Origin of the sequence: Aminobacter sp. J44 (assembly GCF_007829415.1) — a bacterium.
GTDB lineage: Bacteria > Pseudomonadota > Alphaproteobacteria > Rhizobiales > Rhizobiaceae > Aerobium.
Genome location: NZ_VLJG01000013.1, coordinates 59,224 through 82,915, shown reverse-complemented (window position 1 = coordinate 82,915; position 23,692 = coordinate 59,224). Strand labels below are relative to the sequence as shown.

The following is a 23,692-nucleotide window of genomic DNA, read 5'->3' as shown; positions in this document are numbered from 1 at the left end:
CCCAGGCAAATGGGAGCATTCACATGAAGACCAAACTGGCAGTTCTCGCCGCGGCAGTGGCGATGCTGGCTTCGCCTGCACTCGCCGGCGAGACGCTCGACCGCGTCATGAAGACCGGCAAGCTGACGATGGCTTCCGAGGCTGATTACCCGCCGCAGTCGTTCCTCAACGACAACAACGAGATGGACGGCTTCGACGTCAGCGTCGGCAAGGAAATCGCCAAGCGCCTCGGCGTTGAGTTCGCCAGCGTTACGCCGGCGTGGGAGATGATGGTTTCGGGCGGCTGGTCGGGCCGTTGGGACGTCGCCGTCGGCTCGATGACCCCGACCAAGGCGCGCGCGGAAGTCCTGAACTTCCCGGCGATCTACTACTACACCCCGGCTGCGTTTGCCGTGCATACCGACTCCAAGGTCCAGAGCCTCGACGAGCTTAACGGCAAGGTGATCGGTTCCTGCGGTGGCTGCACCTATGACGCCTACCTGATGCAGGACCTGGTGATCGACGCCGAGGGTACCCCGCCCTTCGAATACCAGGTCAAGGCCGGCGAGCTGAAGACCTACGAGTCCGACACCAACGCCTTCGACGACCTGCGCCTCGGCGACGGGGTGCGCCTCGACGCCGTGTTCTCGGCGCTGCCTACGATCCAGGAAGCGATCAAGAACGGCTATCCGATGCGCGTCGTCGGCGAGCCGGCCTTCTACGAGCCGCTGGCCGTCGCAACCGATAAGGGCGACCCCGAATTCGACGCGAAGATCGCCGAGATCATCGCGGAGATGCACAAGGACGGCACGCTGAAGGCGCTGTCGGAAAAGTGGTACGGGGTGGATCTTACCACGGTCAAGTAAGGTGACGGTTCCACTTACACACGATGAGCTGCGCGGGGACGACCCCGCGCGCTCGATTCTCGAAAGGCTGAAGCCCTCGCGCGCCGAAGCGATCGTCATCTGCTGCCTCGCGGTCGCGCTGATATGGCTGCAACTGGGCGGAACCCGGCTCGGCGGGCTGATCGCGCCGCTGACAGCGGGAGCGACCGGGCCCGATACGGAGCCCGGCTTTTTTCTGCACGCCCTCACCGGAATTCTGATCGCCGCCGCCGTCTGGATCAACCTGATGCTGCTGCGGCTGCTGCCGTTCAAGTATCAGGTACCCATCGTCTGGGTCGAACTCCTGATCGTTTTCGTCGCCTTCGTCAGCAGCTTCGACCGCGACTTCTCGATATGGTTCCAGCGCAGCCAGGACGGCCAGACCAATTTCGCCTACCTGATCACCACTGGCGCGGTGACGACGCTGTACGTGTCGATCATCTCCATCGCCTTCGCCAGCGTGCTCGCGATGGCCGCGGCCCTCGCGCGCCTGTCGAACAACGGCCTCGCCTACGCTGCCTCGACCTTCTACACCTCGTTCTTCCGCGGCACGCCGCTGCTGCTCCAGGTCTACGTGATCTATCTCGGCCTGCCTCAGCTCGGGCCACAGTTCGCGCTGAATGCGGTGCCGTCGGGCATCCTTGCCCTGTCGCTGTGCTACGGCGCCTATCTCGCTGAGATTTTCCGCGCCGGCATCCTCGGGGTCCCGCACGGCCAGCATGATGCCGCCGCCGCTCTCGGCCTCAACAAGAGCCTGACCTTCCGCAAGATCATCCTGCCGCAGGCGATGCGCTTCATCGTGCCGCCGACGGGCAGCCAGTTCATCGCCATGCTGAAGGACTCGTCGCTCGTCTCGGTGATGGGCGTGTGGGAGCTGACACGCACCGCGCAGATCGTCGGCCGCCGCGACTTCCGCGTGTTCGAGATGCTGATCGCAGCCGCGATCATTTACTGGGTGCTGTCGATCTGCTTCGAGCTGATCCAGTCACGGATCGAGCGCTACTACGGCAAGGGCTACGCCAACCGCCGCAACTAACCCTCCTCCGGTTGATGACGGACCTCAACACCTGACGTTCCAGCCCGAATCCCTCTAGGATGAAGGGATGCGAATCCGTCACCTCTCAGAGACCGTCATCAACCAGATTGCCGCCGGCGAGGTGATCGAACGCCCTGCCAGCGTCGTCAAGGAACTCGTCGAGAACGCGCTCGACGCGGGCGCGACCCGCATCGAGATCGCGACGGCTGGCGGTGGACTCACGCTCCTGCGCGTCACCGACAATGGCAGCGGCATGGACGCCGAGGACCTTGCCCTCGCCGTCGAGCGGCACTGCACCTCCAAGCTCGGCGAAGACATCCACGACATCCGCTCGCTCGGCTTCCGTGGCGAGGCATTGCCGTCGATCGGCTCAGTCGGCAAGCTGACGATCCGCTCGCGCACTGCCGATGCCGACAGCGGCCACGAGATCACCGTCGAGGGCGGGCGCGTCTCCTCCGTGCGGCCGGTTGCGGCCAACCGTGGCACGATGGTCGAGGTGCGGGACCTGTTCTACGCCACCCCTGCCCGCCTCAAGTTCATGAAGGGCGAGCGCGCCGAAGCAGGCGCCATCACCGAGCTGGTGCGCCGCATCGCCATCGCCTTCCCGCAGGTGCGTTTTACTCTGTCGGGCACCGACCGCTCGACGCTGGACCTTCCCGCCTGCGACACGATCGAGGAACGCATTGCGCAGATCCTCGGCCGCGAATTCGTCGACAATGCCCTTCGCATCGACGCGAACCGGGAAGGCGCGGCCCTCACCGGCCTTGCCTCGATCCCATCCTACACCCGCGCCAATGCATTGTTGCAGTATCTTTACGTCAACGGCCGTCCGGTGCGAGACCGGGCACTGGCAGGGGCGATCCGCGGCGCCTATGCCGACGTCCTGCCGCGCGACCGCCACGCGGTGACGGCGCTGTTCCTCGATGTCGAGCCGATGTTCGTCGACGTCAACGTCCATCCGGCGAAGGCCGACGTGCGCTTCCGCGACCCGGGCCTCATCCGCGGCCTGTTCGTCGGCTCGATCCGCCAGGCGCTTTCGGGCGCCGGCATCAGGCCCTCCACCTCGGCGGCAAGCGCCATGGTCGACGCCTTCCGCCCCGGTGGCTCCGGCAACAGCTATGCTAACACCAGCCCCGGCGGCAGCAACGGCTACAACTGGCGGCCGCAGCCCTCCCCTGGCTTCAATCCGCAGACCTCGTTCCACCGGCCGATGGAGTTCGCCGAGGCTGCGCAAGCGGCCTTTGCGGAGGCGATGCGCCCGTCCGCCGATGCGCGCGCGGCTACCGTCGAGCCCGCGCCCGAGCTGAAGGCGATGCCGCTCGGTGCGGCGCGCGCGCAGATCCACGAGAATTACATCATCGCCCAGACCGAGGACTCGCTGATCATCGTCGATCAGCACGCGGCACACGAGCGGCTGGTCTATGAGGCGCTGAAGGGGGCGCTTGCCTCCCGCCCGATGCCAGCGCAGATGCTGCTCCTGCCGGAGATCGTCGACCTGCCGGAAGAGGATGCCGACCGGCTGGCGAGCCATGCCGACATGCTGCGCAAGTTCGGCCTCGGCCTCGAGCGCTTTGGCCCCGGCGCCGTGGCCGTGCGGGAGACGCCGGCGATGCTGGGCGAAGTCGACGTGCAGCAGCTGATCCGCGACCTCGCCGACGAGATCGCCGAGCACGACACCGTCGAGACGCTGACCGAGCGTCTCAACGCCATTGCGGCAACGATGGCTTGCCATGGTTCGGTGCGCTCCGGCCGCCGGCTTCGGCCCGAGGAAATGAACGCGCTGCTGCGACAGATGGAGGCTACCCCAGGGTCAGCCACGTGCAATCACGGCCGGCCGACCTATGTAGAACTCAAGCTTGCCGACATCGAACGATTGTTCGGCCGGCGCTAGACATGGAGACTGAGAAGCCGGAAGCTTGACCGCGAGGCGCTTTGGTGGTGGAAGGCTCTCAGAAAGGTGACGCAGAATGATGAACCGTTTTGAAGGCCCTGGCGGCAAGGAAGCACGTATTCGCTATCTGGACGGCGACTTTCAGGTCCTGACGCCCGGTTCGTTCGTTCGCTGCGCCGTCACCGGCGAGATCATTCCGATCGACGAGCTGAAGTACTGGAGCGTCGCGCGGCAGGAGCCTTACGTGAATGCCGAGGTCTCGCTGCAGCGCGAGCTCGAGATGAACCCGGAGCTGCGCCAGCGCCGCAAGGGCTGACGCCCTACCTCCAATTAATTGCCGAGCCGCCGGCGGCGCCAGGCTTCGAGCGTCGACTGGATGATCGTTCGCGGCGCCCGATCCAGCTCGAACACGGCCTCGATTTCGATCACCTTCGAGCGCCGGCGCAATTCCTCCAGCGCCGGGCCCGAATGATCGAGGCGCACGTAGTCCTTCGCGGTCGTAACCACCTCCAGCCCTTGCTCGTCGGCAGTGGACAGAAGTTCCTGCGCGTCGAACTCGCTGAAGAAGTAGTGGTCGCCGAAGGACTTCGCGACCACGAGTTCCGCGCCTGAACCGCGGACCGTGTCGAAGAATTTTGACGGATCGCCGATGCCGGCATAGGCAAGGCAGCGCGAGCCAGCCAGCCCCTCGGGATAAAACGGCTTAACGGACGCCTGGAAGAACGGGCGGCCGGCACGTGCGGCCTGGCGGACGACGATGTCGGCGGCGTTGCCCTTGCCCATTTTCAGCACGCCATCGGCAAAGCGCATCTGGTCGATCAGCGGCGCGCGCATCGGACCGCCGGGAATAGTGTGGCCGTTGCCGATCCCGCGCCGCGCATCGACGACGATCAGCGCATAGTCGATGTGAATGCGCGCGCTCTGGAAGCCGTCATCCATAATGAGCAGGTCGCAGCCGTGGTTGATCAGCAGCCGAGCGCCCGCAGCACGATCAGGCGTCACCGCGACGGGTGCGGCGCGTGCGAGAAGCAGCGGTTCGTCGCCGACATGGCGGGCGCTGTCATGATGCGGATCGACGAGATGCGGATGCGGGCCGACCGACCCGCCATGGCCGCGTGACAGGATGCCGGGGTTGAGGCCCATCTCCCGCGCCGTCTTTGCCAGCGCCACGGCGACCGGCGTCTTGCCCGAGCCGCCGACCGTCAGGTTGCCGACGCAGAGCACCGGCGCCTGCATCTTCTCGCGCTTTGCATTGACGAGGCGCTTGCGGGCGACTGCGCCATAGATGGCCGATGCTGGCCACAGCGCCCATGCGCGCCAATCGGCCTTCGTCCACCAGAAGGGAGGCGCCTCGCTCACCATCCGCCGTCAGCGCCCGCCATGGGAACCCGCGCCGAGGCGCGACTGGACGATGAGCGGGTCGATGTAGGGCTGCAGCGCCTGCAGTGTCTTGACCAGCGCACCGCGCATTTCCTCGACGGTGCTTATGCCTGCCTGCATCATCTTCTCGCGCTCGGCATCGTTGATCAGGAGGTAGTTGACGGCACCCGCCAGCACCTCCTTGTCGCGAACGAAGCGGGCGGCACCGGCTGCGGCGAGCTTCTGGTAGGACTCGCGGAAATTCTGGACGTTGCGGCCCGACAGCACCGCCGTGCCGAGCATGGCAGGCTCGAGCGGGTTCTGGCCGCCTTGTGCGGTCAGCGAGCGGCCCACGAATGCGATCTCGGTGAGGCGCAGGTAGAGCCCCATCTCGCCGATGGTGTCGCCAAGGAAAATGTCCGTCTCGTCGGTGATTTCGTCACGCCGGCTGCGGCGGGCAACCGACTGCCCCATCGCAGCACATGCTTCCTCGATGGCGTCGGCGCGGTCGGGATGGCGCGGGACGATGATCGTCAGAAGGTCCGGATGACGGGTCCGCACCAGCCGGTGAACTTCCGAGGCTGCGGCCTCCTCGCCGTCGTGGGTGGAAACGGCGGCCCAGGTCTTGCGCTCGCCGATCGAGCGGCGCAGGCGCTGCAGCTCGGCCTCGTTGACCGGCGGCGGAACGGTATCAACCTTAAGGTTGCCGGAGACGGAGACGGGCCGCGCGCCGAGCGTGTGGAAGCGCTCGGCATCGGTGTCCGATTGGGCGACGACATGCGCGAAATTCTCGAACAGGGCCTCGGCGAGATAGCTGCGGCGGCTCCAGCTTGCAAAGGAGCGGTCGGACATGCGGCCGTTCACCAGCACCTGCGGGATGCGGCGCCGGCCGAGCTCCATGATCGTCATCGGCCAGATTTCGGACTCGGCGATGATGGCAAGATCCGGGGTCCAGTGGTCGAGGAAGCGGCTGATCGCCGGTTTCAGGTCAAGCGGCACGTACTGGTGGATGACGACGTCGGCGAGCCGCTCCTGCACGACCTGCGCGGAAGTTACCGTGCCGGTCGTCAGGATGATGTTGATGCCGTAGCTGTGGATCTCGCGGATCAGCGGCGTCACGGCAATGGTCTCGCCGACGCTCGCCGCATGCACCCAGATCAGTGGGCCATCGGGCCGGTCGTGGCTCGCACGGCCATAGCGCTCCCGGCGGCGGCTGCGGTCTTCCTTGCCCTTGGAGGCGCGCCAGGCAACGTAGCCGCCGACCATCGGGTAGGCGGCAGCGCCGGCCCAGCGGTAGGCCCCGAGGATGAACCGTGCCCAGCGCTCGCTCATCGCGGATTGTCGACCAGTCTGTAGGCGCGCTCGGTAACCGCGTTCAGCGCCGCCGTCACCTCGAGGCGTTTCGCTTCCATCATTGCCTCGTCGGCCTCCGGTGGCACATGGATCGGTTCTCCCAGCGCGATCGCCTGCCTGCCGAACGGCAGGTTGATCGTCGTCTTGTCCCAGCTCCTTTCAAGCACCTTGCGGCGGCTTGTGGCAATCGCGACCGGCAGGATCGGTCGGCCGGAATGCTTTGCCAGCGTCACGATGCCGAGGCCAGCAGAACGGGGCGTGCCGTGCGGGATGTCGGCGATCATCGCGACATTGATGCCCTGGTCCAGCGTCTTCTTGAGCGCCAACAGCGCACGCGCGCCGCCCTTGCCTGCCGAGGCTGCGTCCTGTCGGCCGCCCGAGCCGCGCACGACACCGAAGCCGAGCTTTTCGGCAACGCGGGCATTCAGCTCCGCGTCGGCGCTGCGGGAAAACAGCGCGACGATCTTGTTCCTGCGCGGATTGAAGGCCGGGGCCAGCAGGTGCTGGCCATGCCACAGCGCCGCGATCGCCGGCGAGTATTTGGTGATCGCCAGCTCGACGTCATCGGAATCCCGGGCAATGCGGTTGGTCTTGTAGACCAGCTTGACGGCGAATGTGATGAGATAAGTCAGCACGGTGCGCGCGAACGGCGACTTGGTCAGAGGGTGACGTACCTTCTGCCAGAAGCGCTTCAGGGGACGCTTGCTGCGTTTCTCCTGGGTGTGCGCGGTCACTTCCGCTGACGGCAAATTCTCTCTCATCCGCTGGTGCACGCCTCAGGCTGTCTGCGGGTCGAGCAGACGGTGCAGATGCACGATGAAGTAGCGCATGTGCGCGTTGTCGACGGTCGCCTGCGCCTTCGCCTTCCATGCGACTTCCGCCGACTTGTAGTCCGGATAGATCCCGACGATGTCGAGCTCATTCACGTTCCGGAACTCCGTGCCGGAAAGCGACTTCAACTCGCCGCCGAATACGAGGTGCAAAAGCTGTTTGTTTTCTTTCTCATCAGCCATGATGAATAACGCCCGCCGGTTGATTGAGGTTGCCAGGCGAACAGGGATTGCCCGCGCGCTGGATCGGAATCAATTTGCGCAAATATGTAACCATTTAGGTAACATCACGTCCAAATGTCACCAATTGGGCAACAGTCGAATCGCTAGGATTCCATGCCGGAAATCACTCCGGCCATATCACCCAGAAGCTTGCCGCTACCTGCCACCAGCGCGCCATGACGCGGATTTTCGCCCGCGTAGAGCGGTGCGGCCCCGTTGGTGTCGAGCACCTTTCCGCCCGCCCGGCGCAGGATCACGTCGGCAGCGGCAAGGTCCCAGTCATGCGAGTTCGGCTTGACGAAGGTAGCGTCGAGCTGCCCGTTCGCGACCATCGCGATGCGGTAGGCCAGCGACGGCACGTAAGGGATAACCGGCCCCTGGCGGATATAGGGAGGAGCGAGCGAGATCATCTGCTTTGGGCCCGCGATGCGAGGCTCGACGGGATTGGCTGAGACAGTGATCTTCTCGCCGTTCAGCAGCGCATCGCTCGCCAGCGTCGCCTCGTAGATTTCCTGCTTGGCCGGACAGTCGAGCACGCCCACCAGCGAGATGCCATTTTCGACCACCGCGATCGACACGCACCAAGTCGGCTTGCCCTCGATAAAGGCACGGGTGCCGTCGATCGGATCGACCACGAAGGTGCGGCGCGCCTTCAGGCGCTCGCGGTTGTCGGCGGTTTCCTCGGAGAGCCAGCCATAGTCCGACCGCGCCGACAAAAGTTCGCGCCGAAGGAATTCATCGACGGCGATGTCGGCTTCGCTGACCGGCGAGGAGCCTTCCTTGAACCAGGTCTCGGGATCGTTGCGGAAGTGGCGCATGGCGATTTCGCCGGCTTCGCGCGCCGCATCCCGGATCAGCCGGAGATCTGCCTCAAGGTCGGCCAGAAGTGCGTCATTCGCCGGCAAGCGTCATGCCCTCGATCAGGAGTGTGGGAGCGGCGGTGCCGTAGTTGCGGTCGAGGTCGTTCGCGGGAAGCATGTTCATGAACATGTCCTTGAGGTTTGCCGCGATGGTGACCTCGGCGACCGGGAAGGCCAGGTCGCCGTTTTCGATCCAGAAGCCCGACGCGCCGCGCGAATAGTCGCCCGTCACCATGTCGACGCCCTGCCCGAACACCTCGGTGACGTAGAAGCCGGACTTGAGCGAGCGGATCATCTCTTCCGGCGACTGCTCGCCCGGCTCGATCGCAAGGTTGGTCGAGGACGGCGATACGGAAGACGCCGAACGCGAACCGCGGCCGTTGGTGACGAGGCCTAGCTCGCGTGCGGCCGATGACGACAGGAACCAGTGGTTCAGGACGCCCCGGTCGATCATCGTCAGCTTTTGGCCTTCAATACCCTCGCCGTCGAACGGACGCGAGGACTGGCCGCGGATCTTCAGCGGCTCGTCGGTGACGGTGATGGCGGCGGAAGCCACCTGCTGGCCCATGCGGTCGCGCAGGAAGCTGGTCTTGCGGGCAACAGAGGCGCCGTTGATCGCACCGGCCAGATGTCCGGCAATGCCGCGCGCCACGCGCGGATCGTAAATGACGGTAACCGGGCCGGTCTTCACCTTGCGCGCGCCAAGGCGGCGCACCGCGCGCTCGCCCGCACGCTTGCCGATCTCGGCGCTGGCGTCGAGGTCGGCAAAGTGCAGCCGCGAGGAATAGTCGTAGTCGCGCTCCATGCCGGTGCCCTCGCCTGCGAGGACGCTGACCGAACGCGTGAAGCGGGTCGCCATGTACTGGCCGAGGAAGCCGTGTGAGGTGGCAAGCACCAGCCCGCCCATGCCGGCCGAGGCTCCGGCGCCGCCGGAGTTGGTGACGCCGTTCACGGCAAGGGCCGCCTCTTCCATCGCCAGCGCGTCCTCGCGCAGCCGGTCGGCGGAAACCTCAGTCGCGTCGAACAGGTCGAGATCCTTCGGCGCGCGGGCAAGCAGCGCTTCGTCGGCGAGCCCCTGGTAGGGATCTTCAGGCGAGGCCTGTGCCATGGCGACGGCGCGCTCGACGAGCCTGTTCACATCGGCGGACGCGTTTGCGGACACGCTTGCCACCCGCTTGCCGACGAAGACGCGCAGGGCGACGTCGTCGCTTTCGGACGACTCGGTTCCCTCGACCTTGCCGAGGCGGACGGAGACGTTGGTTGAGCGCGAGCGAATGGCGACAGCATCACACGCAACGGCGCCTGCCTTGCGCCCAGCTTCCACGAGGCGCGCCACGAGATCAACGAGGCTGCTTGAATTGATAGGTCCGCTCATTGTCACTCTCATCTGCGCCCGGAAGGGCTAGGCGGGATTATCTTTCCATCTATGGCCCGGGCCGCCCGGATGCAATGGCCGGACGGTTGCTCCGCGCCGAAAGCACCGGCTTCAGGCAAGGTCCTCGGCGTTGAAGCGCTCGACAGCCTGCTCGATGGCGAACTTGAGCTCGTCGCGGATCGCCGCCGTCTCCTCCAGCACCTGCTTTACCTTCAGGAAGTCGAGGATGCGGAATTTCGACACCGGCGGGCGCAGCATGATGTGCGGGCGCGAGCGCTGCAGCTTCAGCGAGGTGATCGACTGCATCATGATCTGGCCCGCGCCTAACACCAGATCGATCGAGCCGGGGCGTCCCTCGCGGTTGGGGTTAGGCGTGCCGACGACATCGATGGCGATGACGATGTCGGCCTTGTCCATCAAAAGGTCGAACGGCACCGGGTTGGAAATGCCGCCGTCGATCAAGAGCTGCTCGCCGCGCTCGACCGGCCGGAAGATGCCGGGTACCGCCGCCGATGCGGCCACGGCCGGCAAAAGCTCGCCGCTGTCGAAGACGATCTCCTCATTGCCGTAGAAGTCGGTCGCCGTCACCGCGAGCGGGATCGTCAGATCCTCGAAGCGTTCGGGCAATGCCGCGGGCAGGAAGGCCCGCAGGATGCGCGAAATGTCGAACTGGCCGATGCGCACGCCACCGCCGAACACCCCGGCGATGTTGCTGGGACGCGAGCGCCAGACCCTTGCCGCCACTTCGGCCGGCCGCCCGAGGGTTTCGACCGTATACTCGCGGATTTCGCGGCCGCTCATGCCGGCGGCAACGCCCGCGCCGACGATGGCACCGATCGACGAGCCGGCAATCGCAACCGGGCGAATGCCGAGCTCATCCAGCGTTTCGGCGATGTGGATGTGCGCAAGGCCGCGCGCGCCTCCGCCGCCGAAAGCGATAGCGAAGGTGGGGTCGCGCGGCCGTGCGTCCATCTACTCTTCCTTCTTCAGCTCCGGTCCGATGATGAGGATGGCGGGCTCCGACTTCAGCAGGCGCTGCGCGGCGGCCTTCACCTGTTCCTTCGTCACCGCCTCGATATAGCCGACGCGGCGGTCGATGTAGTCGATGCCGAGGTTGTCGCGCTGCAGCTCAAGCAGCGTGGAGGCAACGGCGGACGAGGAGTCGAGGTTGTTGATCGGGTAAGCGCCGATCAGATATGTCTTCGAGGTAGTCAGCTCGTCCTCGGTAATGCCTTCCTCGGCGAGCTTTGAGATCGTCTCGCGCATGACCGCGAGCGCTTCCTCAGCCCGGTCGGCGCGGGTCGAGGTGCCGATCACCAGCGCATCCGAATAATCGGAAGTCTGCAGGCCGGAGCCGACGCCATAAGCAAGGCCGCGCTTTTCGCGCACCTCGTTGAACAGGCGCGACGAGAAGGTGCCGCCGCCAAGAACATGGTTCATGATGTAGGCGGCAAAGAACTCCGGATCCTCGCGTTCGAGGCCGGGATAGACCAGCTGCAGCGTCGCCTGCGGCAGGTTGTACGGATGGTGCACCACCTGGCCGAGCTTCGGCTGCGTACGCTCGATCGGCACGAGATCCGGGTCCTGCGGCAGCGGACCAAACACGCGGTCGAGTTCCTTTTTCAGCGTCTCGGCATCAATGGCGCCAACGACGGCGACATGCAGGTTCGAACGAGCGAAGATGCGCTTGTGGAGTGCATGCAGGTCGTCCGGTGTCACCGAGCCAAGCGACTCCAGCCTGCCATCCGAGCGGCGGGCGTAAGGGTGGTCGCCGTAGAGCGCCTTGGCAAACTTCTCCATGCCCTGCTCGTTCGGATCGCGCAGCGCGCGTTGGATCTGGGTGTTGAGCTGGGCACGGATACGGTCGACTGGCTGCTGGTCGAAGCGCGGCGAGTTGACCGCAAGGCGCAAGAGGTCAAACGCGTTGTCGCGCTCCTCGGCCAGCATGCGCATCTGGCCGTAGATGGCATCGCGCGTCGCGCTGAAGCTCATCTCGGCGCCGACCTCATCGAGGCGCTGCTGGAAGGCGTCAGAGTCTAGGTCGCCCGCACCCTCATCAAACAGGCCGGTCATCAGGTTGGCGATGCCTTCCTTGCCGGCAGGGTCCTGCGTGGTACCACCCTTGAAGGCGAAGCGAACGGTGATGATCGGGACCGTATAGTCTTCGACCAGCCACGCGGTCACGCCGCTGTCGGACTTCACCTCCTGGATGTCGACGCCCGCACGCGCGGCCAGCACCGCCGGCATGGTCACGAAGGCGACCGCGAGCAGGACAGTCGCGCAAAGCTGCGTCAGGCGGCTCGTGCCCTGCCTGTTCTTCATCATAATGCTCGCCATCAGTTCGCCTCCTCGGGCAGCAAGTAGCCGGCAACCGAGCGCCGGTCATCGAGGTACTTCTTCGCCACCTTCTGCACTGCCTCGGGGGTGACTTCGCGGATCCTGTCGGTCCACTTGGCGACGTCCTCGACGGTGCTGCCCGTGGTCAGGGCCGAACCGTAGATGCGCGCCATGCCGGACTGGTCGTCGCGGGCAAAGATCATCGAGCGGAGGTAACGCTTCTTAGCCTTTTCGACCTCGTCTTGCGTAACTCCCTCGTCCACGATCTTAGCGATCTCGGCATCGATCGCCTTCTCGACCTGTTCGAGCGTCGCCTCGCCGCGCGGCGAGCCGTAAACGCCGAAGCTGGTGTCGTCGAGCGAGACGCCCTGGTAGAACGCCCCAGCCGACGAAGCGATGCCCTGCTTGACGATCAGTTCCTGATAGATGCGGCTGCGCAGGCCGCCGCCAAGAACTTCGGAAAGGATGTCCAGCGCCTCGGCCTCGCCCGGCTCGGCGGTACGGTACGACGGCACCACCCAGCGCTTGGAGAAGCTCGGCACCGCGACGCGGTCGTCCGTCAGCTGGACGGTACGCTTGGTGTTCTGCTCCGGCTCGGTTGGGCGCACGCGCTCCTCGAGCTTGGGACCACGCGGGATTTTGCCATAGATCTCGGTCGCCATCTCGCGCACTTCGCCGGGATCGACGTCGCCGGCGACGACCAGCACCGCGTTGTTGGGCGCGTAGTAGCGTTTGTAGAAGTCGATCGCGTCCTCGCGGTTCAGCTGCTCGATCTCGTGCATCCAGCCGATCACCGGGATGCGATAGGGATGGTTCTGGTAGAGGGTCGCCGAAACCTCTTCACTCAGAAGTGACGACGGATCGTTCTCGACCCGCGAGTTGCGCTCCTCGATGATGACGTCGCGCTCGGGCCCGATCACCTCGTCGGTGAGGACGAGATTGACCATGCGGTCGGCCTCGAACTCCATCATGGTGCGCAGCTCGGTCGGCGCGACCTGCTGGTAATAGGCGGTGTAGTCGTAGGAGGTGAAGGCGTTCTCGCGGCCGCCAACCTCTGCCACGCGCGCGGAGAACTCGCCGGGGGCGTGGTTGGTCGTGCCCTTGAACATCAGGTGCTCGAAGAAGTGGGCGATGCCGGACTTGCCCGGATCCTCGTCGGCGCTGCCCACCTTATACCAGAGCATGTGCGTGACCACCGGCGCGCGCCGGTCGGGAATGACGACAACCTCAAGCCCGTTGTCGAGGCTGAAATAATCTACGCTGGGTGCCTGCTCGGAAAATGCAGTGACGGGCACTGTCATGAAGACCGCTGCGATTGCGGCTCGCCGCACCGCGCCGGGAATCAAATTCATCTGATCTTCCTTCTGCTGACGCCATGGAAGACATAGCGCCTCCACCGTCGCGCGCCTATCCCCGCGCGACTGCCACCGTCTTCGCGGCGAAGAGTGACGAAAGTCAGGCGTTGCGGCAGAACGTGACCGTCGTGTCGCCGTAGTCGCGGCGATCGACGAGCTTCAGGCCCGCAACCGGCTGGAAAGGCGTGGCGGAAGCTTCTTCCACCACGATCAGCGCGTCAGGCTCGAGCCAGCCACCCTTGATGGCCTCAGCCAGGGCAAGTTCGCCAAATCCTTTGCCGTAGGGCGGGTCGGCGAAGACGAGCTTGAACGGCTGCAGCGTTCCGGCGCTGCCGAGCGTCGTCGCATCGCGCCGGAAGATCTTTGTCCGGCCCTGCAGGCCGAAGGTCTCGACATTGGTGCGGATGAGGCCGCGTCCTTCCGCCGATTCCTCGACGAAGACGCAGTAGGAAGCCCCGCGCGACAGCGCCTCGAGGCCGAGTGCCCCGGTGCCCGCGAACAGGTCGAGGACGCGCACGCCCTCGAGATGCTCCGGATAGCTATGGGCGATGACGTTGAACACCGCCTCGCGGGTGCGATCGGTCGTCGGGCGGATGGCGCTGGAACGAGGTGTTGCCAGCGCCCGTCCACGCATATCCCCGCCAACGATCCGCATCGCCTGCCCCGCTTCTTCCCTCTGGATTTACTTGTCGCCGCGCGGCTTGCGCGGGCCGGAACCCGGCTTGAACGGGCGACCGCCCGCCGGCTTGCCCGGCTTCCCTGACTTGCCCTGCGGGCGCGGCTTGCCGGCATAGCGGCGCTCGGAAAGCTCCGACGCCTTCTTTTCGCCGACGGGACGCGCCCCCGGCGCCATCCAGACATTGGCTTTGCGCGGACGCTGTTCGACGATCTCATCCTCGCGGCGGCGCGACGGCTTCCTGCCGGCACCTGCACCTCTGCCGGCGCCTGCGCTCCTGTCGCCACCGGCGCGCGGCGGCTTGCGCGTGTCGAGACGGCCAAGTGCGTCCTCGCGCTTCTGCTCGCGCTCGCGCTTACGGTTCGGTCGCTCGACCGGCTCCGCCGCCTTCTCTTCCTGCTGCTGGGTCTTTGCGGATACCGGCTTGTTGGAGAAGACGTTGATGATCGGCGCGTCGAAGTTCGCGCCCGATTCCTGGATCAGACGCTCGCCGAGCTGGTCGCGCAGTGCCTTGCCCTTCAGCTCGCGGATCTCGCCTTCGGCAAGCTCGCCCAGCTGGAACGGACCGTAGGAGACGCGAATCAGGCGCGTCACCTCGAGGCCGAGCGCGCCCATCACGTTCTTGACCTCACGGTTCTTGCCTTCGCGGAAGCCAACGGTGAGCCAGGCGTTGGTGCCCTGCTCGCGGTCGAGCGTCGCCTCGATCGCACCATAGAACACGCCGTCGATGGCAATGCCGTCCTTGAGGCCTTCGAGCGCCTTCGGCTCCACCTTGCCGTGGACGCGCACGCGGTAGCGGCGCAGCCAGCCGGTCGACGGCAGCTCGAGCACGCGGGCGAGACCACCATCATTGGTGAGCAGGATCAGGCCCTCGGTGTTGATGTCGAGGCGGCCGACCGTGACGAGACGCGGCAGCCCTTCCGGCAGCACGTCGAAGATGGTCTTGCGGCCTTCCGGATCGCGACTGGTCGTCACCACCCCGGCCGGCTTGTGGAACAGGAACAGGCGCGTGCGCTCGATCGGCGGGATTTCCTTGCCGTCGAGTTCGATCTTGTCGGTCGGCTTCACGTTGACTGCCGGGCTGGTCAGCACCTTGCCATTCACCTTGATGCGGCCGTCGACGATCAGGCCCTCGGCGTCGCGACGCGAGGCAATGCCCGCGCGCGCAAGGCGCTTGGCGATACGCTCGCCGCCATCTGCCGCGGCTGGGGCATCTGCATTGTCGCGCCGGAAATTGTCACGCTTGAACGGACGCGGCTTGTCGCCGCCACGGCCAGCGGCCGGACGCTTGTCGCCGTCGCGCTTCTGGAAGCGCGGGCGCTCGCCAGCCGCGCCTGCCACCTCTTCCTGGCGCTCGCGCTTGCCGGGGCGCGGCTTTCTCGGCGCGCTGCCGTCCTTGCCGGCAAAGGCACGCTTGGCGCCATCCTGGCGCTGGAACGGCTTCTTGTCGCCGTTACGCCCACCGGCAAACGGCTTCTTGGGGCCACGCCCCTTTCCGCCTGCGCCGGCGGGTTTGTTTTTGTCATCAACCATGGTGGCAATCGCCTTTCAGCGCGGGTAACTATCAGAGCACGTTGGCCCTTGCGAGTGAAATGTCATCGACACGTTGTCTATGAAACCTGTGTCCTTCATGGATGCCGCCTTCGCCGAGGCGGAGGCCGCTGCCATGCGGGGAGAAGTACCGATCGGCGCCGTCGTGGTTCTGGACGGGCAGATTATCGGCAGCGGCGGCAACCGGACAAGGGAACTGAACGATCCGACCGCCCATGCGGAAATCCTTGCCATCCGGGAGGCTTGTGGCAAGGAAATGAGCGAGCGCCTGCCCGGCGCGGATCTCTACGTAACCCTCGAACCATGCCCGATGTGCGCTGCTGCTATCTCGTTTGCGCGGATTAGACGGCTCTATTTCGGTGCGGCTGACGAAAAGGGCGGTGCCGTCGTGAGCGGCGCGCGGCTCTACAACCTGCCGACCTGCCATCACGCGCCCGAAGTTTATTCGGGCATCGGCGAAATCAGATCAGCCGAAATGCTGAAGTCCTTTTTCAAGGAAAGGCGCTGAGTCTACAGGTTCAGCGCCGGTAGTCAGGCAATCAGCCTAGAGCCACGGAACGTAATCGCGCCAGGACGACTTACCCGCAGCGCGCTTGGCATCGCGCGCCTTCTTGGCCTCGTCGACACCGATGTCACCTGCGGCGGCGCCGGCCTCTGGCTGGCGGTAGGTGAGCGGCGGTTCGCTGAGGTAGCGGCGGTTGGTCGCCTCGCCCTGCTGGCCCTCGCGGATGCGGCGCTGCAGCTCGATGCGCTGGTCCTTGGTATTGACGACCGACGGGCTTGCGCCGTTGTTGGCGTCAGCCTCGGCGCGGATGCGGCGGCGGCGCTCCTCCGGCGATTCCGGCCAGGCCGGGTTCTCGGCGGAAGCGACTTCCTGCTGCGGCTCCGGCAGCACCGTGGTGGTGGGCGGACGCACCAGCTCGCCGCGCGGCGTGTAGCGGATGTCCGGCTTGTCCTGCGGACCGAGCGCGAGGATGCCCGTGACGTCTTCCATCAGCTGCTGGTTGGCGGTCTTTCCGGTGCCGTAGGTCGGCGAGGACATGCAGCCAGCCAGAAGAACAGCAGCGCAGGACGCGGAAAGGCCAATCATCAGCGGGATGCGCCCGCGCGTCTCAATGCGATCGATCTTCACTGCACAGCCTCTCAAACCGGCGTTGAACGCCTAAACTGACCTGTTCTTGCCAGACAATCCGGCGACAACAAGGCGGCACCACCGCGCCGCCTTTTAACCTATAGCTAACCCATAGCGCAATTGCGGACAACGCGCTGAGGATTTGTCTACAGGCGGCCGAGCGCCTTCAGTTCGCGAAGTGCCGCAGCGTCGCGGGCCGAAACGTCCGGGAACTCCGGATCGGAACCCACGTCCGTCGTATAGCGCCAGGAACGGGCGCACTTGGTGCCCTTCGCCATGGCCGGCACGACGGCAACGCCCTTCACATCGTCGAGCGTGAACGCGCCTTCCGGCGCATCGCTGTCGAGGATGGTGATGTCGCTGGTGATCGAGACCTCGGCCATGTCGATGTCGGCGATCGCGGCGCGCAGCTCCGCGTCGGTGACATAGACGACCGGGGCAGCCTCGAGGGRCGAGCCGATGCGCTTCTCGCGCCGCTCGATTTCCAGCGCGCCGGTGATGACGCGGCGGACCTGACGGACCTTGCGCCACTTGGCGGCAAGCTCCTCGTTCTTCCACTCGGCGGGAATGTCGCGGAACTGCTCGAGATGCACGGACACGGCGTTCGGGTAGCGGGCAAGCCACGCTTCCTCGGTCGTGAACGGCAGCATCGGCGCCAGCCAGGTGACGAGGTTGTCGAACAGGTGGCGGACAACAACGATCGATGCCTTGCGGCGGATGCTCGACGGTGCGTCGCAGTACAGCGCATCTTTGCGAACGTCGAAGTAGAAGGCCGACAGCTCGACGACCATGAAGTCGATCAGCGCGCGGGTGACGCGCTTGAAGTCGAATGCGTCGTAACCCTTGCGCACGACCTCGTCGAGCTCGGCGATGCGGTGGAGCATCAGGCGCTCCAGCTCCGGCATCTCGGCCAGCGGCACGTCCTCGCCCTCGTCATGCGCAAGCGTGCCCAGCATCCAGCGGATGGTGTTGCGCATCTTGCGGTAGGCGTCGACGTTGGTCTGGATGATGTTCTTGCCGAGGCGCTGGTCTTCCCAGTAGTCGGTCGTCATCACCCACAGGCGCAGGATATCGGCGCCCGACTGCTTGATGACTTCCTGCGGGACGACCGTGTTGCCGAGCGACTTCGACATCTTGCGGCCTTCCTCATCCATGGTGAAGCCATGGGTGATGACCGCGTTGTACGGCGCGCGGCCGCGGGTGCCGCAGCTTTCGAGCAGCGACGAGTGGAACCAGCCGCGGTGCTGGTCCGAACCCTCGAGGTAGACGTCGGCCGGCCACTTGAGGTCCGGTCGATCTTCCAGCGTGAAGGTGTGGGTCGAGCCCGAGTCGAACCAGACGTCGAGAATGTCCGTCACCATCTGCCACGGCTCGCCGGCGCGCTCGCCCAGGAAGCGCTCGCGCGCACCTTCTGCGAACCAGGCATCGGCGCCCTCGGCCTCGAATGCCTCGAGGATGCGGGCGTTGACCTTTTCGTCGTTCAGCACGTTGCCGTCGGCATCGACGAAGACGCAGATCGGCACGCCCCACGCCCGCTGGCGCGACAGCACCCAGTCCGGACGGTCCTCGATCATGGCGCGCAGGCGCGTCTGGCCTGCCGGCGGCACGAAGCGGGTCTCGTCGATCGCCTTGAGCGCACGAGTGCGCAGCGTGGTGCCATCGCCGAGGTCCTTGTCCATGTAGACGAACCACTGCGGCGTGTTGCGGAAGATGACCGGCTTCTTCGAGCGCCAGGAGTGCGGGTAGGAGTGCTTCAGGCGGCCGCGGGCAAACAGCATGTTGGCGCCGATCAGCGCCTCGATGACGGCCTTGTTGGCATCGCCCTTCTTGCCGTTGTCGTCGATGACCCGTGCGGCACCGCCCTCGCGGTCCGGACCGAAGCCCGGCGCGTCCTTGGTGAAGTAGCCGGCATCGTCGACCGTGAACGGGATGCGGGTGTCGATGCCGCGCGCGGAAAGATCCTTTGCCGCATCCATCCAGGCATCAAAGTCCTCGCGGCCGTGACCCGGCGCGGTGTGGACGAAGCCGGTACCGGCATCGTCGGTGACATGGTCGCCCGCCAGCATCGGCACGCGGAACTGGTAGCCGCCGCCAAGACCCTTGAGCGGGTGGGAGAGCTCAAGCGCACCGAGCGTTTCGCCGGAGACATCGGCGAGGCGCTTGTACTGCAGCTTGGCCTTGGCGAAGGACTCTTCGGCGAGCGCATCGGCGAAGATCAGCTTCTCGCCCGGCTGCGGACCGAAATCGTTCTCGGCAGCGGTGACCTCGTAGAGGCCATAGGCAATGCGCGGCGAGAAGGCGACGGCGCGGTTGCCGGGGATCGTCCACGGCGTGGTCGTCCAGATCACGACATGGGTGCCGGCGAGTTCGTCCGAACCGCTGACGACCGGAAACTTCACCCAGATCGTGTCGCTCTCATAGTCGTGGTACTCGACCTCGGCCTCGGCGAGCGCGGTGCGCTCGACCACCGACCACATCACCGGCTTCGAGCCGCGATAGAGCTGGCCCGACATCGCGAACTTCAGCAGCTCGCCTGCGATGCGCGCCTCGGCGTGGAAGTTCATCGTCGTGTAGGGCTTCTCGAAATCGCCCTCGATGCCGAGACGCTTGAACTCCGCCGTCTGCACGTCGATCCAGTGCTGCGCGAATTCGCGGCATTCCTGGCGGAATTCGTTGACCGGAACCTCGTCCTTGTTCTTGCCGGCTGCGCGGTACTTTTCCTCGATCTTCCACTCGATCGGCAGGCCGTGGCAGTCCCAGCCCGGCACGTAGTTGGAGTCATAGCCGCGCATCTGGAACGAGCGGGTGATGACGTCCTTGAGCACCTTGTTCAGCGCGTGGCCGATGTGGATGTTGCCGTTGGCGTAGGGAGGGCCGTCGTGCAGCACGTACAGCGGCCGGCCAGCGGCGCTCTCGCGCAGCTTCTTGTAAAGATTGATGTTCTGCCAGCGTTCAACGAGCTTCGGCTCGTTCTCCGGCAGCCCCGCGCGCATCGGGAACTCGGTCTGCGGCAGATAGAGGGTTTTCGAATAGTCGATCTTTTCGGCGGTGGTCATGGTCTCATCGCATCGTCAGCCCGGGCAGCGGCTCGCGGGCAAGGCTATGGTCAAACGGCAGGGCGCGTGGAAGACGCGCAAGAATCCCGGACCTTCCGGCGACCTTCAGGCCGCCCGGAAAGCCGGGCCACTAATTCGTATCGACGCGAAGATAGGTGCGCGCTGGGTCATGGCCCGCGCTTTTAGCCGAGCCTGACCGGGGAATAAAGAGGCGATTCGCCGAAGGCGCCGCTTACTGGAACGAAAAATCAAAGCGGTAGGTCGCCGAAGCGCCGACCGTGACCTGGTTTTTCGATCCGCGCTCGCGCACGAGGCTCGACTTGGCGGCGGGGCCGACCAGCCGCTCGTACTCGAGGAAGACGCTGGTGGTGATCTCGTCGGTCGCGCGCCAGTTGACCGCGCCGCCGGCACCAAACGACTTCATGCCGCCGCCCGGCTTGTACTCCGAAAGGCCCGAAGCCGCAGACTCGGCTGCGTTCACGCCGTAGTAGGTCTCGAAATAATCCTTGGTCGCAAAGGACATGCGCGGACCGGCAGAAATCTGCACGGTGTCGGTCATGTCGAAGAAGGCGTCGGCAGCAACGTCGAGCACGACCGCGTCGTGCGTGCGGATGCCATGGCGCACCTCGCCGCGGATGCGCGCGAAGTCGGTCGGATACACTTCGGCGAAGGCACCAGCCTCGCCGCCGAACTTCACCTGCGACAGGCCGCGCAGATCGCGGTGGTCGTCCTCATCGCGCTTGAAGATCAGCTTGCCGGTAGCACCTGCGCGGAAAGTGCCCGTGTCGATCAGCGACAGCGAAATGTTGTCGTTGCGCGAGGTGAACCGAGCCGAGCCGCCGGACTTGCCAAGCGAGATCAGCGGCTGGAACGCGAACTTGTTCTTCGACGCGCCGTCGAACTTCGGCTTCGACATGATGGCGCCACCGACCTTGAGGTACCAGTCGCCTTCAAACAGGTTCTGGGCTGATGCCTGGACCACGCCGAGGCCCAGTACGGCCACGGAGCAAATCAGAGTTCCAAATTTCATGATAACCCGCCTACGCAATACAATGGGGTGACCCACAGCACTGCGCAGATTGAGTAAAATTTAAATGAATCGACGTTACGTCAGAACGCGATTTTGAGGTCGATTTCCGACAGGGGCCTCACACCCGAAAGAAGCGCCCTCGCCTCCTCCTCGTCGCGTTTCATCTGCACGATCAGCGGATCGAGCCCGTCGAACTTCACCTCGCCGCGCAGATAGCCGAAGAACGACACCGAGCAGCATTCGCCGTAGAGGCTGTCGGAAAAGTCGAAGACGAAGGTTTCGAGCAGCGGCGCACCATCATCGTCAACGGTTGGACGCCGGCCGAAGCTGGCGACGCCGTCATGCAGCGAGCCGTCCGGATGTCGCAGGCGCACGGCGTAGATGCCGTGCTTCAGGCCGTTGCTGGCCGCAAGCTCCATGTTGGCGGTGGGGAACCCCAGCTCGCGGCCGAGCTTCTTGCCGTGGCTGATCTCGGCCATGACCGTATAGCGGTAGCCAAGCAGGCCAGCGGCCTGGGTCACGTCGCCTTCTGTCAGCAGGCCGCGGATGCGGCTCGACGATATGACACCGGAGCCCTCGTCGCAGAAGGCGTCGACGAGCGTCACGCCGAAGCCGCGCGCGTTGCCCTGCTCCAACAGGAAGGCAGGGGTTCCCTCGCGGCCTTTGCCAAAATGGAAGTCGTAGCCGGTGACGACGTGGCTGATGCCGAGTTCCTTGAGCAGCACCCGCTCGACGAACTCGATCGCGGTGCAAGCGGAGAATTCCTGGTCGAAGTGCTGCTCGACGACGCCATCGAAGCCCAGCGCATCGAGAAGCCTTGCGCGCACCGGCGCGGTGGTGAGGCGAAACAGCGGCGTGTCGGGCCTGAAGGTCTCGCGCGGGTGCGGCTCGAAGGTCAGGACCAGCGCCGGAACGTTCTTCCTGCGCGCCTCATCCAGCGCGCGTTCCAGCACGGCCTGATGCCCGCGATGCACACCGTCAAAATTGCCGATTGCCACGACGCCGCCGCGCAACGCTGCCGGCAGCGCAGTCGTCGAGGGTATGCGCTGGATGCGAGTTTCGGTCATCAGCTATCTCAAGCGTGGAATGACGGCCACCGGCGCGAACCCATGCTTGTCAAGGAAGGCTGCGAGACGCACCGGGTCCGGGGACAGCGTGTCGCCATAGTCGGCGGCGTGGATGCCGCCGGAGACGTAGAGGACGTCAATGCCGTTGGTCACGCCGCCCTTGACGTCGGTCAGGACGCCGTCGCCGATGGCGACCGCTTCCGAGCGGGAGACCTCGCGCCCGAGCACCTCGCTCGCGGCGGCAAGTGCTGCCTCGTAGATCGGGCGGTGCGGCTTGCCGGCGATCTCGGTGCGGCCGCCAAGCTGGCCGTAGTCGCGCGCAAGGGCGCCCGCGCACCAGATCAGCTTGTCGCCGCGCTCGACCACGATATCCGGATTTGCGCAGATGAACGGCAGGTTGCGCATGCGCAGACGCTGCAGCATCTCGGCATAGTCTTCCGGCGTCTCGGTGTTGTCGTCGAACAGGCCGGTGCAGACGACGGCGGCCGCCTCGAACTCCTCGACGATCTCGACGTCCAGGCCATCATAGAGCGTCAGGTCGCGGTCGGGGCCGATGTGGAAGATTTTTCGCGGGGCGTGGCGGATCAGCTCGCGCGTCACGTCGCCCGAGGTGATGATGCGGTCCCAGGCATCGTCCGGTACGCTGAGCGAGGCGATCTGCTCGCGCACGTCCGGGCTCGGGCGCGGCGCGTTGGTGATGAGGATGACGGGAAGCCCCTTCTGGCGCGCCCGCTGCAGGGCCGCGACCGCGGAAGGGAAGGAGGCGACGCCGTTGTGGATCACGCCCCAGACGTCACACAGGATAGCGGAATAGTTCCCGGCGATGTCGTCCAAGCTCTCGATCAAATTCGCCATGAACCCGCTCATTCTCCTGTCATCACCAGCCTCGCCGCCGGCGTCAGGGAATTAGCTTAACGTGCCGCTGGTGTCACCCGCTTTCGCGTGCATGCGTCAGACGGGACGGCGGAAGGCCGCGCGCTTCTGGTCGATCCGGACGCGGCAGACGCAGCCCTCGATGTGGTCGTTGACCAGCCCCATCGCCTGCATGAAGGCGTAGACGGTGGTCGGCCCGACGAAGCTCCAGCCGCGCTTCTTCAGCTCCTTCGAGATGCGAATCGAGGTCGGCGTCTTGCCAAGGGTGCGCAGCGTCGCCCAGTCGAGCACCTGCGGCCGCTCGTCCGGGCCCGGCTCGAACGACCAGAAGAAGCGCGCGAGAGAACCCTGTTCTTCCGCGAGCTCCACCGCGCGGCGGGCGTTGTTGTAGACCGAGGCGATCTTGCCGCGATGGCGGACGATGCCGGCATCCTGCAGGTTCCGCTCGATGGCGGCCGCCTCGTCTTCTTCCGCCAGCTTGCGGAAGTCGAAGCCGTGGAAGGCGGCGCGGAAATTCTCGCGCTTGCGCAGGATCGTCAGCCAGGAGAGGCCGGACTGAAAACCTTCGAGGCACAGCTTCTCGAACAGGCGGATGTCGCTGTCGACCGGATGGCCCCACTCCTCGTCATGGTAGCGCAGATAGTCCGGCAGGTTGCCATGCCATGCGCAACGAAGCGCGCCATCCTCGCCTGCGACCAGCCCCTCGCCGATGCTCATCCCGCAATCCTTCCTTTACCAAGCCGCGAAACCCGAAGGTAACCATGCGGAAAGGTTTATGCGATGGCTGGCAATTTATGGAAGGTTGTTCACACTTTTTGCGGCGCTT

Annotated in this window: 22 protein-coding genes; 5 read left to right on the top strand and 17 right to left on the bottom strand. The window is 65.4% G+C overall.

Annotated elements, in window-relative coordinates:
• The first annotated feature begins 17 nt into the window (after positions 1-17).
• From L610_RS07175 to L610_RS07160, 4 genes are all read left to right on the top strand, one after another.
• Positions 18-845: a transporter substrate-binding domain-containing protein gene (locus tag L610_RS07175; protein ID WP_024848663.1), complete on the top strand. Its 828-nt coding sequence runs from the start codon at positions 18-20 to the stop codon at positions 843-845.
• 1 nt (position 846) lies between these two features.
• Entirely contained in the window at positions 847-1,899 is a 1,053-nt protein-coding gene (locus L610_RS07170) for an amino acid ABC transporter permease (protein ID WP_246658953.1), read from the top strand.
• Positions 1,900-1,966: 67 nt separating this feature from the next.
• Positions 1,967-3,790 (top strand): DNA mismatch repair endonuclease MutL, encoded by a 1,824-nt coding sequence (mutL, locus tag L610_RS07165; RefSeq protein ID WP_144703846.1) that lies wholly within the window; start codon positions 1,967-1,969, stop codon positions 3,788-3,790.
• 76 nt (positions 3,791-3,866) lie between these two features.
• Positions 3,867-4,106, top strand: coding sequence for a DUF2093 domain-containing protein (locus L610_RS07160; protein ID WP_024848660.1), 240 nt, complete (start codon positions 3,867-3,869; stop codon positions 4,104-4,106).
• Between the two features lie 14 nt (positions 4,107-4,120).
• On the opposite strand, the gene lpxK is transcribed toward L610_RS07160, so the two are convergent.
• From lpxK to L610_RS07105, 11 genes are all read right to left on the bottom strand, one after another.
• Positions 4,121-5,152: a tetraacyldisaccharide 4'-kinase gene (gene lpxK, locus L610_RS07155; protein WP_024848659.1), complete on the bottom strand. Its 1,032-nt coding sequence runs from the start codon at positions 5,150-5,152 to the stop codon at positions 4,121-4,123.
• A gap of 6 nt (positions 5,153-5,158) precedes the next feature.
• On the bottom strand, positions 5,159-6,481 hold the full coding sequence (waaA, locus tag L610_RS07150; RefSeq protein ID WP_144703843.1) for a lipid IV(A) 3-deoxy-D-manno-octulosonic acid transferase: 1,323 nt from the start codon (positions 6,479-6,481) through the stop codon (positions 5,159-5,161).
• A complete protein-coding gene (locus L610_RS07145) occupies positions 6,478-7,263 on the bottom strand; it encodes a lysophospholipid acyltransferase family protein (RefSeq protein WP_024848670.1) in 786 nt (261 codons plus the stop codon). The genes waaA and L610_RS07145 overlap by 4 nt, the downstream gene beginning before the upstream one ends.
• A 15-nt stretch (positions 7,264-7,278) precedes the next feature.
• Positions 7,279-7,515 (bottom strand): DUF4170 domain-containing protein, encoded by a 237-nt coding sequence (locus tag L610_RS07140; RefSeq protein ID WP_034330257.1) that lies wholly within the window; start codon positions 7,513-7,515, stop codon positions 7,279-7,281.
• A gap of 143 nt (positions 7,516-7,658) precedes the next feature.
• Positions 7,659-8,459 carry a 3'(2'),5'-bisphosphate nucleotidase CysQ gene (locus tag L610_RS07135; RefSeq protein WP_024848657.1) on the bottom strand — a complete coding sequence of 267 codons (801 nt, stop codon included), beginning with the start codon at positions 8,457-8,459 and terminating at the stop codon, positions 7,659-7,661.
• Positions 8,446-9,789: a TldD/PmbA family protein gene (locus tag L610_RS07130; protein WP_144703840.1), complete on the bottom strand. Its 1,344-nt coding sequence runs from the start codon at positions 9,787-9,789 to the stop codon at positions 8,446-8,448. The genes L610_RS07135 and L610_RS07130 overlap by 14 nt, the downstream gene beginning before the upstream one ends.
• Before the next feature lie 111 nt (positions 9,790-9,900).
• Positions 9,901-10,761, bottom strand: a complete 861-nt coding sequence (locus tag L610_RS07125) for a patatin-like phospholipase family protein (RefSeq protein WP_024848655.1) — start codon at positions 10,759-10,761, stop codon at positions 9,901-9,903.
• Entirely contained in the window at positions 10,762-12,126 is a 1,365-nt protein-coding gene (locus L610_RS07120) for a pitrilysin family protein (protein WP_084465979.1), read from the bottom strand.
• Complete coding sequence (locus tag L610_RS07115) at positions 12,126-13,478, bottom strand: pitrilysin family protein (RefSeq protein ID WP_144703837.1); 1,353 nt, start codon at positions 13,476-13,478, stop codon at positions 12,126-12,128. Before L610_RS07115 ends, L610_RS07120 begins: the two co-directional genes overlap by 1 nt.
• A gap of 103 nt (positions 13,479-13,581) precedes the next feature.
• On the bottom strand, positions 13,582-14,136 hold the full coding sequence (rsmD, locus tag L610_RS07110) for a 16S rRNA (guanine(966)-N(2))-methyltransferase RsmD (RefSeq protein WP_024848652.1): 555 nt from the start codon (positions 14,134-14,136) through the stop codon (positions 13,582-13,584).
• A gap of 27 nt (positions 14,137-14,163) precedes the next feature.
• Entirely contained in the window at positions 14,164-15,690 is a 1,527-nt protein-coding gene (locus L610_RS07105; protein ID WP_051473244.1) for a pseudouridine synthase, read from the bottom strand.
• Positions 15,691-15,787: 97 nt separating this feature from the next.
• On the opposite strand from L610_RS07105, the gene L610_RS07100 reads away from it, so the two are divergent.
• Positions 15,788-16,216: a nucleoside deaminase gene (locus L610_RS07100; RefSeq protein WP_246658952.1), complete on the top strand. Its 429-nt coding sequence runs from the start codon at positions 15,788-15,790 to the stop codon at positions 16,214-16,216.
• A gap of 36 nt (positions 16,217-16,252) precedes the next feature.
• On the opposite strand, the gene L610_RS07095 is transcribed toward L610_RS07100, so the two are convergent.
• The 6 genes from L610_RS07095 to L610_RS07070 all read right to left on the bottom strand — a co-directional run bounded on the left by L610_RS07095 (position 16,253) and on the right by L610_RS07070 (position 23,583).
• Positions 16,253-16,798 carry a hypothetical protein gene (locus L610_RS07095; protein ID WP_034330272.1) on the bottom strand — a complete coding sequence of 182 codons (546 nt, stop codon included), beginning with the start codon at positions 16,796-16,798 and terminating at the stop codon, positions 16,253-16,255.
• Between the two features lie 188 nt (positions 16,799-16,986).
• Positions 16,987-19,896: an isoleucine--tRNA ligase gene (gene ileS, locus L610_RS07090; protein WP_144703834.1), complete on the bottom strand. Its 2,910-nt coding sequence runs from the start codon at positions 19,894-19,896 to the stop codon at positions 16,987-16,989.
• 232 nt (positions 19,897-20,128) lie between these two features.
• A complete protein-coding gene (locus tag L610_RS07085; protein WP_144703831.1) occupies positions 20,129-20,926 on the bottom strand; it encodes a MipA/OmpV family protein in 798 nt (265 codons plus the stop codon).
• 80 nt (positions 20,927-21,006) lie between these two features.
• The gene (locus tag L610_RS07080; protein WP_144703828.1) at positions 21,007-21,993 is read right to left on the bottom strand and encodes a bifunctional riboflavin kinase/FAD synthetase; all 987 of its coding nucleotides are present in this window, start codon (positions 21,991-21,993) and stop codon (positions 21,007-21,009) included.
• A 3-nt stretch (positions 21,994-21,996) separates the two neighbouring features.
• Entirely contained in the window at positions 21,997-22,848 is an 852-nt protein-coding gene (locus L610_RS07075) for a TIGR01459 family HAD-type hydrolase (protein ID WP_246658951.1), read from the bottom strand.
• Positions 22,849-22,944: 96 nt separating this feature from the next.
• A complete protein-coding gene (locus tag L610_RS07070; protein ID WP_144703822.1) occupies positions 22,945-23,583 on the bottom strand; it encodes a DNA-3-methyladenine glycosylase I in 639 nt (212 codons plus the stop codon).
• Positions 23,584-23,692: the final 109 nt, after the last annotated feature.

What these genes read in the sequence shown, in the direction of transcription:
- mutL (WP_144703846.1), top strand. Translation starts at nt 1,967, where the DNA reads ATGCGAATCCGTCACCTCTCAGAGACCGTCATCAACCAGATTGCCGCC.
- L610_RS07160 (WP_024848660.1), top strand. Translation starts at nt 3,867, where the DNA reads ATGATGAACCGTTTTGAAGGCCCTGGCGGCAAGGAAGCACGTATTCGC.
- lpxK (WP_024848659.1), bottom strand. Translation starts at nt 5,152, where the DNA reads ATGGTGAGCGAGGCGCCTCCCTTCTGGTGGACGAAGGCCGATTGGCGC.
- waaA (WP_144703843.1), bottom strand. Translation starts at nt 6,481, where the DNA reads ATGAGCGAGCGCTGGGCACGGTTCATCCTCGGGGCCTACCGCTGGGCC.
- L610_RS07145 (WP_024848670.1), bottom strand. Translation starts at nt 7,263, where the DNA reads ATGAGAGAGAATTTGCCGTCAGCGGAAGTGACCGCGCACACCCAGGAG.
- L610_RS07140 (WP_034330257.1), bottom strand. Translation starts at nt 7,515, where the DNA reads ATGGCTGATGAGAAAGAAAACAAACAGCTTTTGCACCTCGTATTCGGC.
- L610_RS07130 (WP_144703840.1), bottom strand. Translation starts at nt 9,789, where the DNA reads ATGAGCGGACCTATCAATTCAAGCAGCCTCGTTGATCTCGTGGCGCGC.
- L610_RS07125 (WP_024848655.1), bottom strand. Translation starts at nt 10,761, where the DNA reads ATGGACGCACGGCCGCGCGACCCCACCTTCGCTATCGCTTTCGGCGGC.
- L610_RS07120 (WP_084465979.1), bottom strand. Translation starts at nt 12,126, where the DNA reads ATGGCGAGCATTATGATGAAGAACAGGCAGGGCACGAGCCGCCTGACG.
- L610_RS07115 (WP_144703837.1), bottom strand. Translation starts at nt 13,478, where the DNA reads ATGAATTTGATTCCCGGCGCGGTGCGGCGAGCCGCAATCGCAGCGGTC.
- rsmD (WP_024848652.1), bottom strand. Translation starts at nt 14,136, where the DNA reads ATGCGGATCGTTGGCGGGGATATGCGTGGACGGGCGCTGGCAACACCT.
- L610_RS07105 (WP_051473244.1), bottom strand. Translation starts at nt 15,690, where the DNA reads ATGGTTGATGACAAAAACAAACCCGCCGGCGCAGGCGGAAAGGGGCGT.
- L610_RS07100 (WP_246658952.1), top strand. Translation starts at nt 15,788, where the DNA reads ATGGATGCCGCCTTCGCCGAGGCGGAGGCCGCTGCCATGCGGGGAGAA.
- L610_RS07095 (WP_034330272.1), bottom strand. Translation starts at nt 16,798, where the DNA reads ATGATTGGCCTTTCCGCGTCCTGCGCTGCTGTTCTTCTGGCTGGCTGC.
- L610_RS07085 (WP_144703831.1), bottom strand. Translation starts at nt 20,926, where the DNA reads ATGAAATTTGGAACTCTGATTTGCTCCGTGGCCGTACTGGGCCTCGGC.
- L610_RS07080 (WP_144703828.1), bottom strand. Translation starts at nt 21,993, where the DNA reads ATGACCGAAACTCGCATCCAGCGCATACCCTCGACGACTGCGCTGCCG.
- L610_RS07075 (WP_246658951.1), bottom strand. Translation starts at nt 22,848, where the DNA reads ATGGCGAATTTGATCGAGAGCTTGGACGACATCGCCGGGAACTATTCC.
- L610_RS07070 (WP_144703822.1), bottom strand. Translation starts at nt 23,583, where the DNA reads ATGAGCATCGGCGAGGGGCTGGTCGCAGGCGAGGATGGCGCGCTTCGT.